The 15,165-nt window shown below is 58.4% G+C and carries 13 protein-coding genes and 2 pseudogenes; 6 read left to right on the top strand and 9 right to left on the bottom strand.

What is annotated here, in order from left to right; translation table 11 throughout:
- Positions 1-133 precede the first annotated feature (133 nt).
- The 6 genes from MJ643_RS12690 to MJ643_RS12665 form a co-directional block, all read right to left on the bottom strand.
- Complete coding sequence (locus tag MJ643_RS12690) at positions 134-1,351, bottom strand: STY4528 family pathogenicity island replication protein (protein ID WP_103469168.1); 1,218 nt, start codon at positions 1,349-1,351, stop codon at positions 134-136.
- Positions 1,345-1,896, bottom strand: a complete 552-nt coding sequence (locus MJ643_RS12685; protein WP_103469167.1) for a DUF2857 domain-containing protein — start codon at positions 1,894-1,896, stop codon at positions 1,345-1,347. The genes MJ643_RS12690 and MJ643_RS12685 overlap by 7 nt, the downstream gene beginning before the upstream one ends.
- A gap of 16 nt (positions 1,897-1,912) precedes the next feature.
- Complete coding sequence (locus MJ643_RS12680; protein ID WP_103469166.1) at positions 1,913-3,451, bottom strand: ParB family protein; 1,539 nt, start codon at positions 3,449-3,451, stop codon at positions 1,913-1,915.
- A 14-nt stretch (positions 3,452-3,465) separates the two neighbouring features.
- Positions 3,466-4,344, bottom strand: a complete 879-nt coding sequence (locus tag MJ643_RS12675; protein ID WP_103469165.1) for a ParA family protein — start codon at positions 4,342-4,344, stop codon at positions 3,466-3,468.
- Between the two features lie 2 nt (positions 4,345-4,346).
- Positions 4,347-4,562: an AlpA family transcriptional regulator gene (locus tag MJ643_RS12670; protein WP_103469164.1), complete on the bottom strand. Its 216-nt coding sequence runs from the start codon at positions 4,560-4,562 to the stop codon at positions 4,347-4,349.
- 113 nt (positions 4,563-4,675) lie between these two features.
- The gene (locus tag MJ643_RS12665) at positions 4,676-5,413 is read right to left on the bottom strand and encodes a hypothetical protein (RefSeq protein WP_103469163.1); all 738 of its coding nucleotides are present in this window, start codon (positions 5,411-5,413) and stop codon (positions 4,676-4,678) included.
- A gap of 301 nt (positions 5,414-5,714) precedes the next feature.
- Here MJ643_RS12665 and MJ643_RS31565 point away from each other — a divergent pair.
- Positions 5,715-5,904, top strand: a pseudogene (locus MJ643_RS31565) (aldehyde dehydrogenase family protein); the annotation flags it as partial.
- A gap of 324 nt (positions 5,905-6,228) precedes the next feature.
- Here the strand turns inward: MJ643_RS31565 and scpB are convergent.
- Positions 6,229-7,029 carry a methylmalonyl-CoA decarboxylase gene (scpB, locus tag MJ643_RS12660; protein WP_103469162.1) on the bottom strand — a complete coding sequence of 267 codons (801 nt, stop codon included), beginning with the start codon at positions 7,027-7,029 and terminating at the stop codon, positions 6,229-6,231.
- Positions 7,030-7,064: 35 nt separating this feature from the next.
- Positions 7,065-8,252 (bottom strand): CoA transferase, encoded by a 1,188-nt coding sequence (locus MJ643_RS12655; RefSeq protein ID WP_103469161.1) that lies wholly within the window; start codon positions 8,250-8,252, stop codon positions 7,065-7,067.
- 267 nt (positions 8,253-8,519) lie between these two features.
- On the opposite strand from MJ643_RS12655, the gene MJ643_RS12650 reads away from it, so the two are divergent.
- From MJ643_RS12650 to MJ643_RS12630, 5 genes and pseudogenes are all read left to right on the top strand, one after another.
- Entirely contained in the window at positions 8,520-9,431 is a 912-nt protein-coding gene (locus MJ643_RS12650) for a LysR substrate-binding domain-containing protein (protein WP_103469160.1), read from the top strand.
- A 318-nt stretch (positions 9,432-9,749) separates the two neighbouring features.
- Positions 9,750-10,820 (top strand): carbon-nitrogen hydrolase family protein, encoded by a 1,071-nt coding sequence (locus tag MJ643_RS12645; RefSeq protein ID WP_103469159.1) that lies wholly within the window; start codon positions 9,750-9,752, stop codon positions 10,818-10,820.
- 80 nt (positions 10,821-10,900) lie between these two features.
- Positions 10,901-11,191, top strand: coding sequence for a hypothetical protein (locus MJ643_RS12640; RefSeq protein ID WP_103469158.1), 291 nt, complete (start codon positions 10,901-10,903; stop codon positions 11,189-11,191).
- Positions 11,181-12,746: a cation acetate symporter gene (locus tag MJ643_RS12635; protein ID WP_103469157.1), complete on the top strand. Its 1,566-nt coding sequence runs from the start codon at positions 11,181-11,183 to the stop codon at positions 12,744-12,746. Before MJ643_RS12640 ends, MJ643_RS12635 begins: the two co-directional genes overlap by 11 nt.
- Before the next feature lie 397 nt (positions 12,747-13,143).
- Positions 13,144-13,476, top strand: a pseudogene (locus MJ643_RS12630) (OprD family outer membrane porin); the annotation flags it as partial.
- 64 nt (positions 13,477-13,540) lie between these two features.
- Here the strand turns inward: MJ643_RS12630 and MJ643_RS12625 are convergent.
- Positions 13,541-15,106 (bottom strand): IclR family transcriptional regulator C-terminal domain-containing protein, encoded by a 1,566-nt coding sequence (locus MJ643_RS12625; protein WP_103469155.1) that lies wholly within the window; start codon positions 15,104-15,106, stop codon positions 13,541-13,543.
- Between the last annotated feature and the right edge of the window lie 59 nt (positions 15,107-15,165).

Below are 15,165 nucleotides of genomic sequence, written 5' to 3'. Positions count from 1 at the left end.
GGAATGACGCCGACGATGGACCGATCCTTGGCTGGCGATGCGGATCTACCTGAAGGTGGATTGCTCGCATTTTCCCGAGAGTGGATCCCCCTGGAACCGATGGCATCGACATTAGATCCACCGAGTTCCAGCCCTATGTAGCCGCAGTGATCCCTCGGCAGCGTTGTTTCAGTTCCTCCAGGCAGGAGAGGGCAAGTGGCGACGCGGTGCGCTGACCGCGGCGCTTGGATCGCTCGCGGGGCGGTTGCTCCGACGCAGGCTTGGTTGTGCGTGAGGGAGGGGTCGAGGATTTCTCTTCCTCGGTACGCGCGGCCCACAGGGTGAACTCGCCCTGGCAGGCGCGCTTGATCAAGCCCATCAGGTAGGCGACGGGTTTTCGGATCTCACCGCGGGCGCAGCGCACCGCCGCTTCATTGATCACCGCTTGTTGCTGTTCCGGCTCGAGCTGACGCATCGCCTGGGAGGCCATGCGCCGCTCGTTCGGGTTCAGCGGTAAATCTTCGGGCCATCGCGCACGACCAAACTCCACCTGCCCCAGTACCGTACTTTTTTTGCTTTGGTCTTTCTGTACTGTACGGCCAGCGTCGGTATTCCGAACCACAGGCAAATCCGGTGCATTGCCGCAGGGTTCGGGATCTGTTGCGCCAGCCGGAGAATTCCGAACGAGGTCGAGTGCGCCAGGTTCGGAATCCTTTGCATCTGATTCATCGCTCATCAGCGGCAGTGTTTGCTGGTGGACCGGCGGCAGCGAGCCGAGCCTGTCCTTGTCGAGCTGGGACAGCTGGGGGTCGGCCTGGATCTCGGCGATCACATGCTGCGCCACGTCTCGGACGCCTTTGGTGGCATGGGAGAGGTTCTGTCGTAGCAACGCCGCGTAGCCGCTGTCCAGCTCCAACTGTTCGGCTGCGGTCAACGGATCGCCGTGCAGCACATAGACGCAACCGCGCAGGCAGCCGTTGGCATCGCGTGAGCGTTCCACCAGACTGAGCCAGCGAGTGGTGCGCAAAACGTTGAGTGCGCGGGCGATGGTTTCGCGTGAGGCCTGAGCGCCGCAAGGACTGGTGGCCAGGTAGGGCTGCAGGTCCTGATAGCGTGGCGTCTTGACCTTACGTTCGGTGATCAGCCAGCGCAGGACCTGCCAGGTATTACGTTCCAGTGGCGTCAGCCGGCGGTCCAGCAGCAAGGTCTGCGGCAGCGGGTTGTTGTCGCCGTAGTAGATCGTCCGCACCGCGGGCTCCTCGGTGGGGACAGCCAGTTTGCCGTTCGCCGCGTACCACTCATTTCGGCGCCGAAGGGCGTCGTAGCATTGACGCACCACGTCCTGCCAGTCGACCTCGTAAAAGCTCAGCATGGTGTGCCTCCGTACAGTTCGATCTGTTGCCAGACCAGGGTCAGGCTGATGTGTTGTTCCTCGGCCAGCATCATCATGGTGTCCAGCGGATCGTTGTCCGGATCCTCCGTGCGCAACTGGCTCCAGCGATTCCACACGGCATGCTCCTGCACTTCACTGAGCTGGACTGGCCGACCGCGGTGCGTCTCGATCTTCAGCACACGGCGGCGCAACGCGGTCTCCGAATGGTCCAGTCCGAAGCAGCGGTACATGATGTTTGAGCTCGCGCCCAACTTGAGCGCCCGGTTGATCAACCGCTCGTTCTGTTCGTCGCGTTCGGCCTGGACGATCAGGCGTCGCAACACGGTGATGTCGACCTTCACTTCGACCCAGGCGATTGACGAGTGCGCCAGGTGGGACAAGGTAGTTGGCGGCAGCGACTGCAGCACCTCAATGTCTTCATCGGCCAGACCTAGGGCCTTGCAGCGCTGTAGGCGGCCATGGCGCAGCTCATGCAGCACCTGGTTCAACATGGCATGGTTCAATAGATTGAAAGTCTTGCTCATGAGGTGGCTCCTCACGTTATCGAGTGGACGACAGCGTCAGTTCGATCAACTGTCGGGCGTGGCGGATCAGCGTGAACAGCTGCTCCAGCTGAGCATCAGGAAGTCGTTCAAGGCCCACCGTCAGGGCTGGGCGGTCGGTGAAGGGCAGGTCGTAGACGCCGATCAGCAGCTGACCAAACAGTGCTGCCGGCAACTGCTGACGTTCCTTCCAGGCCACGTCGTCCTGCAGGCGCAGCAGGGCCGAGAGCAGCAGCTGGATACCGGTGTGCCGCGAGCTGAGTCGCTCGCCATGACCCGGTGAAAGGGTGAAGCCCAGGCCGTCCAAGAGGGGGCTGACCATGTCGCCGGCGTCTGCGTAAGCGGCAAGGTCGGCAGCGAGGGCGGCGCATCTCGCGCGCAAGTCGCTGATATCGTCCAGTGGCTCGGGGCGTGAGGGTGCCGTGTCAACCGGGCTCGGAGTATCCTCGAGCTCTTCCAAGGGCTTGTCTTGCAACGGTTCGTCACCCAGCGCCTGGCGTATTTCGGGTAAGCGTGGAGCTTGCCGTGGCAGGAGCGTTCCACCAGCTTGTTTGGGCTCGGGATTGGACACCGCGGTCGACGTATCCGATGGACGTTCTGGTGTCAACGAGGGGACCGGAGGCTCGCCAGCTTGATTTTTTGGAGGGACCTGAGTGCTGTCCGCTGGAGGCAGTGAGGGACGTTGCCCCTGATGTAGTTCTAGTGCCAGCAGACGAGGTGTCTGCTCCAGGCTCACTGCCATCCTGGCAATCAATTCGTCCTGCAGCTCACTCAAATCGAGCTCGGGCTTTTCACCGTCGAATGCTGACAGCGCTTCAAACCACAGCAGCGGGAACTGCTCGGGGCTGCCGAAGTACTGGTTCCAGATCGACTCTGTCCGCCGTCGCAAGCTGATGAGGCGCCCGATGGCAGGTTTGCCCAGGCCCGCATACAGTTTCTGCGGGATGACGGGGAGCAGGTGCTCGAGCGCGTCGAACATGCGACTGATGTGTGACTGCGAGATGGGATAGCCACCCTCACTCAAGCGCGTCGCGAGCTCACGCTGGGTGAGGTGGGTATCGCCGAGCTGAAACATGTCCTGGAGCTTCGCTACCGCGAGAGCCCGCTCGATAAACGTCAACTGGCCGTGCAGGTCACTCTCGGCCAGGTGCCCAAGCAACGTATGCGCTTCCGAATGCCAAGGGCGGAACAGGCAATGGATACGGAAGAAGCGCTCTTGGCGCGTTTCCTGCCAAAGTTCACCGAGAATGCTCAGACGAGTGTTGCCGCCGTTGCGGATGACGAAATGCGACTCATCGGGGCGGCGGGTGATGGCGGGCGGCTGATCCAGGCCGCGCTCGCGAATTGAAGCCTTGATATCGTCATACAGTGGGTTGCGCACCACACGCGGGTTCAGCTCGTAGGGCCGCAGTTGCTCGAGACTGACCACCATCGGTGTATCGCCAACTGGGGCCGCCGCTAGGTCGCGTCCGTGCTTGTGCGGAAAGTGCGCCTGCTGCAGTTGGCGTGTGATGTCTTCGGAGGTCGGCGGCTTCATCACTTATTCTCCGGTCAGCCGCGACGGATCAACTGGTGCTCGGCAGTGGCCGGGCGACCAGATGCAGGCGCGGCAAGAGCACCGAGCTGCTCGGCCCATTGCGGGAACAACTCAATGGCCAAGCCGCGCATGATCTCGGCGGCACAAGGGCTGCGGCTGCCGGGCGGTGGAACTGGCTCTACGCGGTGCACAGGCAGGCCGAGCGAGGCGGCATTGGGATAAGCCACGCGGTCGGGGAGCAGCGAACGGCAGACGCTGACATGGGTATCGTCCTGAAAAGAGGCTTGCAGGCTTTGCATGATCAAGCGCGTATCACGGCGATTGGCGTTGACCTGGTTGAGCAACAGCTTCACCGACGGCAAGGCAACGCCCAAGTAGCGGTAGGGCTCCAGCTCTTCGAATAGGCCCAGCGTTCCGCGACGCAGTTCGCGCGCGGCAAGCATTTCTGGAAGGACCGGGCACAGAGCGCAAGCGGAGGCGAGGATGACCATCTCCACCACTACGCTGCGTGCGCCTTGGGTGTCGATGATCAGCACATCGTAATGATCCTCGAAGGCGGGCAGGAGGTTGCGCAGGCGCAGACGGCCATCGGCCGCGTGCAGCAGCAAGGTGCTGATGTGTCCGGCGCGGTCGTTGGAGACGATCAGGTCTAGGTGCTGAATAACGGTCGTCGAGACTATCTGCTCCGGCGCTGTGAGTTGCTGAGCGATCAGCTCGTAGCTTCCGGCGTCCTTGGCATCGCACAAAGCGTAATAGCTGGACAGCGTCGGTTGGCTGTCCAGATCCAGCAACAGAATGCGAAGGCCAGCATCGGCGAGCACACCGCCCAGGTTGGCGGCGACGGTAGTTTTACCCGCGCCGCCCTTGGTCGAGATCAGCGAGAGGACGTCCATGGTCAGTCTCCCGTGGACAGTCGGTCCTGGACCCATTGTTCGATCTCCATTGAGTCCCAACCGACGGCGCGCATACCGATGCGCCGGCATTGCGGGAACTGGCCGGCCTTCATCAGGTTGTAGATGTGCGAGCGTTTGAAGCCGGTTTTCTGCTCCACTTCATCGCGGCGCATGATGTGGCGGTCGGCTGGCAGAGGGGCAAGGTTGGTCGGTTGCATGATGTCACTCCGTAGCGCCGGGTGGCGCGTGGTGGGAAGTGACAGTCAGTGAAGGTCGGAAGAGGGTAAAAAACATTGTCAGGCAATGCCCGGCATCGCCTGACAATGCGGCGTCAGCCCCGTTTTACCTGGGCTATAAGACGGCGCGCGTCGGCAAATCGCCGATCAATGGTACTTTTGCTAAGGCCATCCACTCCTGGGAATCGCAGCAGAATGGCTTGGACCAACTCTGCCTGGCTGGGGTAGATTGACTGAACCTTGCCGTTTTGGTTTTTCCCGAGCGTGGTCATGAGCATCGCGCCGATCAGCCTGTTCTGCATGGCTTCAGACGTCTCGGACGGGATGCCAAGTGATTCGAGTCGCACTTTTAGCTTGTCGTTGAGCGTGGTGAGCGCCGCCACTTCATCAGCGGTGACAGCATAGGTTTGCTGCAACTGCTGAAGCGTACTCAGGGCAAAGTCGAGCTCGGCTTGTTTCGCCAGATGCGCAGTCAGGCTTACGCATCCTGAGTGATCAACATCTTGGGAAAACAGAAAGGGGGGTTTCTGATCTGGCAGGCTGCGTAGGAACCAGAGCAGGAGATCGGCGCGCCGAACGGAGTAGTACACCCGGTGAATGTGACTATCCGACGTAATCGGCTGCCCCAGGTAGGTTGCGGGCAATTCGCCGCTGAGAATGGCGTCGTAGATGCACTCGAGGTGTTCGAGCAGACCTGGCCACTGTAAAAAATGCTTTCGTAGGCTGCTAGGGTGGGAAAACTCTACCTGCAGGATCTCTTCTTCATACTCTGAAAGGCCACACCACAGAATCGCGGCGTCGATCGGATGGTACGAGCTTCTTATCGAGATCATGGCACACAGCCTCCTGCTGCGTTCGTCCTAGAATCGCTGGCCGGGGCTGCTGTGCTGCGCCTCTGTCGAGCGAGCCAGATTCCGAAGTCGGTTTCGGATCCAATGAAAGTGACATCGCCACTTTCAATTTGTTCTGCACGCATTTTTTCATTGCGACAGGTTTTGACGTTCTGGACGCGAACGTTCCGCCTGCCAAAGCATGAGTGCGCCAGTGTTGAGCGAGGACAGTTGTTAAGTCTTCAAAGGCGCTATCAGGTGTGCACCGTGTCTGCTGAAAAAACGTGTTGCATATTGCATTATCCGCGACATCGGCCACGTACTGCGCGTCAGACAGTACTTGAATTACGGCATGCTCGGAGTCGGCAATCGCCAACGAGATGGCGCCGTTCGGCGATGTCAAGCAAACGGGCCTTGGCCGCGGAGGACCTCGCTACGCCATCGAAGAGTATCTTGAGTTCAAGTACAGGTGCCTCGGTGGCGTTGATCGCTGAGGACTGGCACAGGGGGGCAGGTACTGCCCCCTTTTAGGTCGGTTCGTTTTTTATCGTTTTTGTCCTAGGCGGTGACCACGAGTCGGTGTCTTTGGTGAAGCAGATCACTGATAAGATTCGATTGAACCTGTTTCTCCGTTGATGCTATGGATATAGTTACCGAGTCGCGGTTGGCCATCGCCATCGAGCGTGAAGGCGGTACCATTCACAACAATCTCCCCCTTAGCAGCAGGCGGATAAAGTGGCACTTGTGAAGCGATACGAGGCGGGTGGGGCCTTGCGGTGAAACGCTCATGTATTTCACAAGCAAGGCCCTCGATCGAATCACTGGCCGATGAACTGAGGAGGCCGGCGCTCTGCGAACGCGGTGAGCCCTTCAGTGAAGTCTCTGCCTTCGCAGGCTTGCTTGCGCAGCTCGGCAATGCGCTCCATCACATGAACCGGTACCGGCTGCATGTCCTCAAGCATGCGCAGTTGCTCTTTCACTGATTGCACCGCCAGAGGTGCTTTGGTCGCCACAACTTGGGCAAACTCAACGGCAGTCGACTCCAGGTGTTCTACGTCGACCAACTTGTTCACCACCCCAAATTGGGCCGCCCGAATGGCGTCCAGCTTTGAGGCGGTGAAGAACATTTCTTTGAGCAGGTGGATCGGCAGATTGTTGAAGAAGCGCAGCAAACCGCTGGTGCTGTAGGGGAGGCCGATGTTCGCCGGTGTCATGGAGAAACTGGCGTTCTGATCGGCGATAACCATGTCACAAGTCATCGCGAGATCCACCGCACCTCCCCATGCGGAACCACCGACCATCGCAATGACCACGCCCGGGTAGGTGCGGATGTTCCGGAGCACTCTTTCGAGGGGCTTGTCGTATGCGATCGGGTCGCGGTCGTGGCTGAGCTCCTGGATGTCATGGCCAGCACTCCAAACACTTTGTCCTGGTTCGCTGCCGATGATCACCACGGGGACACGCTCTGCCGCGAGCGCTGCCAGGCTCTCCTCGAAGAGGCTGAGCAGTTTTGCGCTGAGCGCGTTACGTCTGGCGGCGTTGCTAAAGGTGAGTCGAGCAATGCGCTCATCCACCATTTCTACTTTCACGAATTCAGTTGGGGTGTCGGTCGTTGCCATGATCTGACTACTCTCTGGATTTGTTGTAGGGCGGGTCAGCCTTGGAAGGCCGCTTTCGAGGTCAATAGGGAGTCGATGGTTGATGGGTCAATACCGGCCTCACGCAGCACTTCGATCGTGTGCTCACCCAGCAGTGGTGGAGCACGGTGCACCTCGGGTTCTTTGTTGCCAAATACGGGCGTGATCACCTGGCGTACCGGCCCGAGAGAGGGGTGTTCGAGCGTGCGGGTCAGCTTGCAGTGCTGCACCTGTGGGTCTTCGAACACTTCGTCCAGCGTGTTGATTGGGCCTGCCGGCAGACCGGCATTGATAAAGACTTCAGTCCATTCTCGCTTACCCCGGGTTTTCAGGCGCGACTCCAGGATCTGTTTGAGTTCGTCGCGATTGGCGACCCGGTCATCGTTGGACAAGAACCGAGAATCTTTTGGCAGTTCTTGCAAGTCCAGCAGGTCGCACAGGCGCTCCCACATCGCAGTCGTGATAGGAGCCAGGTTCAACGGGCCATCCTGAGTTTGGAAGACGCCATACGGGGCGATGACAGAGTGGGCATTGCCGGTGCGGCGTGGTATGTCACCAACGCTCAGGTACCGCTGGCCGTGGACGCTGAGTAGGCCAACCAGGCTCGACAAGAGTGAGGTGCTGACATGTTGCCCACGACCGGTATGTTCGCGCTCTACCAATGCCGCCAAGACTGCCATGGTGAGCCACATACCGGACGAGAGATCGCCGATCGCTGTCCCAGTCCGAGTCGGGTCACCATCCGGATAGCCGGTGAGGCTCATCAAGCCTGAGTAACCTTGAGCAATCTGATCAAAACCAGGCCAATGGCTCATCGGGCCGTCAGTGCCGAATGCATTGATGCTGCCCATGACAAGGCGTGGATTGCGGGCACTCAGCGTGGCGTAATCGAGGCCCATGGCTTCGGCGGTGCCGGGTTTGAAGTTTTCCAGGAGGACATCGGCGCAGTCGACGAGCTTGTGAATGGCGGCCATGCCTTCTGGGGTGCGGAAGTCCAGGCAGATCCCGCGCTTGTTACGGTTGCAGGAGAGGTAATAGGTGCTGACACCGCGATCGAATGGGCCCCAATCACGGCTCATGTCACCCTTCGGGCCTTGCTCAACTTTGACCACATCAGCCCCGAGATCGGCGAGAGCCATGGCACTGAAGGGCCCAGACAAGGCACGGGTGAGATCTACAACCTTGATCCCTTTTAAAGCTTGCATGTTATTACCCTCATTATTCTTGTGGGATTAGGTGGTTGACCCTGCACAGGCTTCAAATGTGAGCGGAACGAGTAAGGGCTAAGCAGCTTCGAGCGGGTGGCCTGGGTAGCGGCCTAGTAGGGTGGTGACCCTCATGAGGCAACTTGGGGCGCTGCTTGTGGCAGACCTGTGCGGAGGTCGTGATCTCAGTCTATGAGCCGTTTGCCATAGGCTTCAAATATGATATTCCTCTAGAAAGATCATAAAAATGTATGGCAGGGGGTGAGTATGGATCTTCGGCAGCTTCGCTATTTTGTCCGTGTAGTCGAGTGTGGAAACATCACCCGAGCTAGCGAAGGTCTGCATATTGCTCAGCCCGCGATCAGCCAACAGATCAGAAACCTCGAGGAAGAGATGAGCATGAAGCTCCTGGAAAGGAGTGTTCATGGTGTCGAGCCGACTGCAGCAGGACGGACGCTCTACAGGCATGCTATCGAGTTGCTACGGCAGGCTGACGCCACTCGAGAGTTACTCTTGCAGGATGCGGAGTACCCGCAAGGTAGGGTTAGTGTTGGTATGCCCTCCAGCACCGCACGCATGCTCGCTATGCCACTGGCGCGCATGATTCGAAGCAAGTTTCCCGGGATCAAGCTTGAGCTCTTCGACGCTCCCAGTGCTGACATCGAAGGTCTCATCACCACGGGGAGGGTGGCCATGGCAGTCATGGTCGATGCCGTGGAAACCCGGGGCATCGCCACACAACATCTGCTCACTGAGCGTTTGTACTTGATGTCGTGGCCAGAGCTTCAACTTCCTGACACACCCATCTCCATTGAAGCGCTGTCCAGGCTACCTCTGGTGCTCCCGTGCGCGCCCAATGGCATACGGAGCAGAGTCGAATTCGCTCTTCAGGAGGCTGGTCAAGCATGCCAGGTGGAGTTTGAGGTCAACTCAACAGACATGCTGCTGCTGGCGGTGAAAAATGAACTGGGGGTTACTGTTCTGCCATGGGCGGCAGCGCAGGATAACCTGGAACCTGGTCGGATCACGCTAAGGGAAATTGACCATCGGCTCTTCGTGCGTGAGCTGTCCCTTTGCTGGCATGAAGCAGGCGTTCAGAGCAACGCGGTCGACAAAGTGCGGCAAACCATTGTGTCGCTTTTCGCCGGCTTCAAGGAAACGGGTGGGTGGTCGGTGTGATCCAAATGGCCCAATAGCCATACGAAATTCTGATGAATGATCATCGAAAAGCTTTGGGGTTGAGTAATTTTTTTTGCATGCTTAAAGTGCATTTGAGCCTTCTGCGCCCTGGCTTGGGGCGCCATGGCGCTAAGTGAATTAAGGAAGGAAAAGCCCCCTTCAAGGCAGCATTGAGCGTTTAGCTGATTCCATCGTAAAAAGTGATCGCTTCATCATTAAATGCTAGTAGCGCCCCTATAGACCTGGGCTTAGATTGGAGACCGCAAGGTGAAAATAAATCCAATCTAAGCAACCTGGCTGTTCGAGGCTCGACTCAAAATGAAAGCGAATGAAAACTATAAAGTGGCCGCTGCTCATGTCGCTCCTATCTACCACGATACTCAAAAGACCGTAGATAAAGCCTGCTCCATCATTGAGGAGGCTGCGCGAAAAGGCGTGCAGTTGATCGCTTTCCCTGAAACGTTTATCCCTGGTTTTCCTGTGTGGGCTAACGTCGGGGCGCCAATCCACACGCATCGCTACTTTGAAGCACTTACCCAAGGGGCGATCAGGCTGGATGGCCCGGAGATCCAGCAGCTGCGTCGTGCCGCTCGCAAGCACGGCATCATCGTTTCCATGGGCTTCAATGAACTGGCCTCGGCCAGCAGCACCTGCATGTGGAACGCCAATGTCCTGATCAACAATGACGGGGAGATCATCGGACATCGGCGGAAGCTGGTACCTACGTTCTTCGAAAAACTCGTGTGGGCCAATGGCGATGGAGCGGGGCTACGAGTTGCCGATACGGATGTGGGTCGAATCGGCATGCTGATCTGCGGAGAGAACAGTAATCCTCTGGCACGCTACTCCATGATCGCTCAGAACGAGCAACTGCATATCTCTACCTATCCTCCGCTCGCCGTCATGCGGCCTTTGTCTGAGGCCGGTGGTTATGACCTGGAGCAGGCGATTCGCATCCGGGCAGCTGCTCACTCATTCGAAGGCAAAGTTTTCAACATCGTAGCGTCAGGCTACTACGACACGACCATGCGCAAAGAGCTTGAGGGTATGGGGGATGAGGTGCTCGAGCTCTTGGACAAGTCCCCGAAATCCGTATCGATGATCCTGGGGCCGGATGGCAACGTCATCGGCGACACCTTGTGTGATACGGAAGGTCTCTGCATCGCTGAGATCAATTACTCGCCTGTCGCTGAGCTGCGGCGACTGCACGACGTGGCGGGGTACTACAACCGCTTCGATATCTTCCGTTTGGAAGTGAATCGGGTAGCACTTGAGCCGATCCACTTTGTTGAAGGCCAGTCGACTCCGTCAGCAGGGCAAGAGCAGTTTGATTCCCGCCTGAAGTCTATTCAATCGTTCGTCGAGTCGAGTGAGATGGAATCGCTGTAACTCAGCGAAATAGCTTCCTCTCATCTATTCATAATGATATTTTCCTGGCCACGTTGCGTGGCCGAGGAAGAGGAGGAGTCATGTCTGATTCTTTGTACTATCCGTATGGCTTGAATACCCAGGTAGGCCCTAAAAAAAAGGGTGGTATGCATTTGATTATGGCGCTGATCGTAAGTGCCTTTTATTCGGTGTTTGTAATTCTCTGCGTTGCATTTCCAAGAACACTGACGTACGAAGTTTTTCCGGATATTCCATTGAGCCTGGTAATGGGCCCCTCCGTGATCCTCGTTGCGATCTCGGTGGCTGTTTTGAGCCTCAAGACAAAGTCCGATCACACTATGGTCGGCAAGGTGGTACATCATGCAATCTAACCAAGCGGTTTCCATTGCATTCTTCCTGCTCTTTCTCTGTGTGACGGTAGGCATTACCGCCTGGGCCTCCCGACGCAACCGGTCTGCTGGGCAGTACCTTGTGGCATCTGGTGGTATCAAGGCTTGGCAGAATGGCCTGGCCATGTCCGGCGAGTACATGAGTGCGAGTGCTATGCTAGGGATGACCGGGCTTTTGGCGACGATGGGATTCAGCAGCTATGTGTATCCCGTGGCGGCTGTCGTAACCTGGCCGCTCATCCTGCTGTTGCTTGCAGATCCAATACGACGCTTAGGCCAGTTCACGCTCACAGATGTCATCGCGTGGCGTTTGAAGCAAAAACCGATCAGGCTAGCCGCTGTGCTCGTCAGCATACCCATGACCCTGCTCTACCTCGTCGCGCAGCTGGTAGCGGGTGGAATCTTGATCAAGGTTCTGTTCGGAATTCCCTACAGCGCCTCTGTAATCTTTGTTGGTTTGCTGACCATGAGCTACGTCCTGTTCGGGGGCATGCTGGCAACGACCTGGGTGCAAATTATCAAGGCGATACTTCAGCATCTGACGGTGTGCGTGCTGACCATGCTCGTGCTGAGCCATTTCGACTACAGTCCCTTCGAACTCTTTCGGAGGCTTGGGGAAACCGAACAGGCACACATGCTCGTGCCTCGCGATATGGACCCGGTGGGCCGCTGGGAAATGATTTCGCTGGCTATCGCGCTTGTCTGCGGCGCTATCGGGATGCCCCAGATTCTGACGCGCTTCTTCACAGTCCCTGATCCGATGTCGGCCAAGAAGTCTGCTGTCTACGCCACGATGATCGTTGGTTCGTTCCACCTCATGGTGTTGGTCGTAGGGTTCGGCGCTTTGGCTTTGCTTGGGCGCGAGGCCATCTTGGGAGCAGGGGCCAGCGGTAACATGGCAGTGCCAATGCTAGCAAAGTATGTCGGCGGTGACACCTTCTTCGGCATCGTTTGTGGCGTGGCGTTCGCCACTGTTATTGCAGTGGTGGCAGGTTTGACTCTCACGTCTGCGACCACCTTTGCACACGACTTGTGGTCACGCGTAGTGCATGCTGGCAAGCAAGGAGGGGAGGCTTCGTTGTCTGTGGCGCGGATCGGCGCGGTGATTGTTGCCTCTATCGCAACACTGCTTGCATTGATGTTTGAAAGCATCAACGTAGCTTTCCTGATTGGTTTATCCCAAGCGATTATTGCTGCGACAAACTTTCCACTCCTGATGCTCACGTTGTTCTGGAGCCGCCTTACTACGGCTGGAGCTGTTTCTGGGATGGTTGTAGGTTGTGTTTCATCAATGCTGTTGATATTTGTATCACCGGCTGTTCAAGTTGCCCTGATGAAACTTGATCGTTCAGTGCTTGATGGTGTCTGGTGGTTCTATCCTTTGAATAGCCCGGCCATTGTTTGTGTGCCTCTTGCATTCGTGGTAATGATATTGGTTTCACTTCTCAAGCGAGAGCCAAGCTCGGAGAATAAGTTTTCGGAAATGCAGGGTTTGCTAATGGAGCATGAAGGTAAGACCTTTGCGGTCAATCATTAGTGATTGCGTGAAGTGGTGTCTATTGTAATTATTTGGTCGCCCTGTCACTTATCTTGGGTGACCTTTTAGCCCAAGCTCTGCTTGGGTTTTTCTCTTATTTATCTTTCATTGTTGCCTATTTTTTTTGGTGGGCATCTTTGGCCTAGGTCGATGCTCTGCGGGTTACGTCAGTCCTTCTTGAACTGGCAATTTTTTCTAACCGCTTATGCAAAGCCATCACAACCTTCAAAGCAGGAGTTGTCCGTGGCAGCTCGAAAGCCGACAGCTTACTTGAAATGGACAACAAGTTGCTTGGCAAAACTGGTATCAGATCGCCGGGTTACCAGCAGTCGGTCGGCGATACTCCTTTCATCTACCTTAACGCCAGCGACACCTACATTTTCGGTCAGTTGGTGGCAAGCAATTTCGCCCAGCCAGCGAAAAGGTCTGGCACACCCGTTATGACTACGACTTCGCGACATTGGGTATGCCTTGCCTGAGTTTCAGCGTGCACTACAACCTTGGTCATGAGGTTGCCCCACAGATCATCAGCGAGCCCAAGGTGGCGAGTTTGAGGGCCGCTGGCGATGACGGCCATGAATGGGAGCGCGATACTGACCTGATCTACACCGTACAGAGCGGGCCGTTACGTCACCTGTCGCTGCGCTGGCGCAATGCCGTGAGCCGCGCCACATTTACCGATGATGCCGACGAGAATCGGTTGATCGTCAGTTATCAGGTCAAGTTCTGATACGTTTTACTCGGCTATTGCTCTGGTGACATCACGAACGGGTGGAGTTACCGGGCATACCCATTCAAGTCTGCATTTGCATCAGGCATCCCGAGTTCGGCGCACTGGCCAAGGTTTCCAGCTGAAGTGCGTGGCGGGCACTGGTAATGAACAGGGTGGTGCCTTCCTCCCCGCCAAAGCACAGGTCGGTCGGGCTCGGCACCGGCAACCCGATCATACGGTCCAGGTTGCCCTCGGCATCGAAGCGCGCCAGGCTCCAGCCTTCCAGTTGTGTGGTCCACACCCCCCCTTTGCCATCCAGCGCGAGCCCGCCCAGGCTGCCGCCACCACGGGGCAGTGAAGCCAGCCGGCGCACGCTGCTGCTGCCCGGTTGCAGCAACAGGATGTCCCCGGCCTCAGGTGCCAAGGCATAAACCGCGCTGCCCTTGGCATCCCAGCGAAAGGCACTGACCGGCTCCGGCAGTGACCAGCCATGGCGCAGCTCGCCCTCGGCGCTGAGTTCGCCGATCAAGCAACCATTGCCACTTTTGGCGCACGCCCACAAATTGCCGGACGGGTGTGTGGCCAATGCCAGCAGGCGGCTGCCGAGCAGGTCCTGGCGGGGATGCTCGTTGCCTTGCCAGTCGATCAATGACCAGCCCCCGGCCTGGGCCACCAGTAGGCCGTCGGGGTGCAGCTCCATGCCGCGTATCGGCAGGTCGAGGCGAGTCAACAAGCGACTGGACTGGCCGTCCCAGCAATGGATGGCCGGCGCCAGGGTGTCGGCCCAGTACAGCACGCGCTGGCCCGCGTGCCAGCGCGGGAACGCGCCGTGAAACGCCCAAGGGCCGGGCAGCACGCTGAGCTCGCCGGCAGCGCGTGGGGTGGCGTCCGGGCGCAGCTGCTCACCGACCCGGCGCGCCGCGTCAGCCAGTTCCGGGCCGAGCAGGGTCAGCCGCTCCAGTGTCAGGCGGTAGGCGGGTCCGGCCACGCTCAGTGCCCCGCGCACCAGGCCCTGCTTGTCGACGATCGGCGCGGCGACGCAGCGGATGCCCAGGCGAATTTCCTCGTCGTCGAGGGCGTAGCCACGCACTTGGGTAATCTGCAATTCGGCCAGCAGACGGCGGCGGTCGGTGATGGTCAGCGGTGTCAGTGGCGTCAGCACCAGGCCCTTGAGGATTTCGTCGCGGGCCGAAGGGGAGAGGGCGGAGAGGATCGCCTTGCCCTGGCCGGTGCAGTACACCGGCTTGCCTTGGCCAAGGCTGGCGGCCGAGCGCTGTGTGTGGGCGCCTTCGCAACGCTCCAGCGACAGCACTTGATTGCCATCGAGCACTGCCAGGTAGGAGGTTTCGCCGGTGAGGTCGCGCAGGGCACGCAGCTCGGCGCTGGCGGCAGCCACCAGGTCCGGTTCCAGGTAGGCGTTACGGACCATCTCCAGGTAGTTGAAGCCCAGGCGATAGACCTTGCGCGTCGGGTCGCGGCGGATCATGCCGCGCTCCACCAGCGTGGCGATGATGCGGTACAGGGTGGTGCGCGGCAGCGGCACCTGCTCGGCCAGCTCGGCCTGGCTGATGCCGGTGGCGGTTGCGCCAATGGCCTGGAGCACGTCCAGGGCCTTTTCCAGTGCGGCGGTGCCTTCACCTGTTTTCATTGTTTGTTTCCCACCTGTTGGAACTCGACTGCCTGAGTACCGATTCTGCCCCTTTTCCT

This window comes from Pseudomonas sp. PNPG3 (assembly GCF_023093815.1).
GTDB lineage: Bacteria > Pseudomonadota > Gammaproteobacteria > Pseudomonadales > Pseudomonadaceae > Aquipseudomonas > Aquipseudomonas asiatica.
Note: the sequence above shows the minus strand (reverse complement) of the source record. Positions and strands in the feature narration are given on the sequence as shown.

Coding starts and splice junctions, on each gene's coding strand:
- MJ643_RS12690 (WP_103469168.1), bottom strand. CDS start 1,351: ATGCTGAGCTTTTACGAGGTCGACTGGCAGGACGTGGTGCGTCAATGC.
- MJ643_RS12680 (WP_103469166.1), bottom strand. CDS start 3,451: ATGAAGCCGCCGACCTCCGAAGACATCACACGCCAACTGCAGCAGGCG.
- MJ643_RS12650 (WP_103469160.1), top strand. CDS start 8,520: ATGGATCTTCGGCAGCTTCGCTATTTTGTCCGTGTAGTCGAGTGTGGA.
- MJ643_RS12670 (WP_103469164.1), bottom strand. CDS start 4,562: ATGCAACCGACCAACCTTGCCCCTCTGCCAGCCGACCGCCACATCATG.
- MJ643_RS12675 (WP_103469165.1), bottom strand. CDS start 4,344: ATGGACGTCCTCTCGCTGATCTCGACCAAGGGCGGCGCGGGTAAAACT.
- MJ643_RS12685 (WP_103469167.1), bottom strand. CDS start 1,896: ATGAGCAAGACTTTCAATCTATTGAACCATGCCATGTTGAACCAGGTG.
- MJ643_RS12665 (WP_103469163.1), bottom strand. CDS start 5,413: ATGATCTCGATAAGAAGCTCGTACCATCCGATCGACGCCGCGATTCTG.
- MJ643_RS12655 (WP_103469161.1), bottom strand. CDS start 8,252: ATGCAAGCTTTAAAAGGGATCAAGGTTGTAGATCTCACCCGTGCCTTG.
- MJ643_RS12635 (WP_103469157.1), top strand. CDS start 11,181: ATGCAATCTAACCAAGCGGTTTCCATTGCATTCTTCCTGCTCTTTCTC.
- MJ643_RS12645 (WP_103469159.1), top strand. CDS start 9,750: ATGAAAGCGAATGAAAACTATAAAGTGGCCGCTGCTCATGTCGCTCCT.
- MJ643_RS12625 (WP_103469155.1), bottom strand. CDS start 15,106: ATGAAAACAGGTGAAGGCACCGCCGCACTGGAAAAGGCCCTGGACGTG.
- scpB (WP_103469162.1), bottom strand. CDS start 7,029: ATGGCAACGACCGACACCCCAACTGAATTCGTGAAAGTAGAAATGGTG.
- MJ643_RS12640 (WP_103469158.1), top strand. CDS start 10,901: ATGTCTGATTCTTTGTACTATCCGTATGGCTTGAATACCCAGGTAGGC.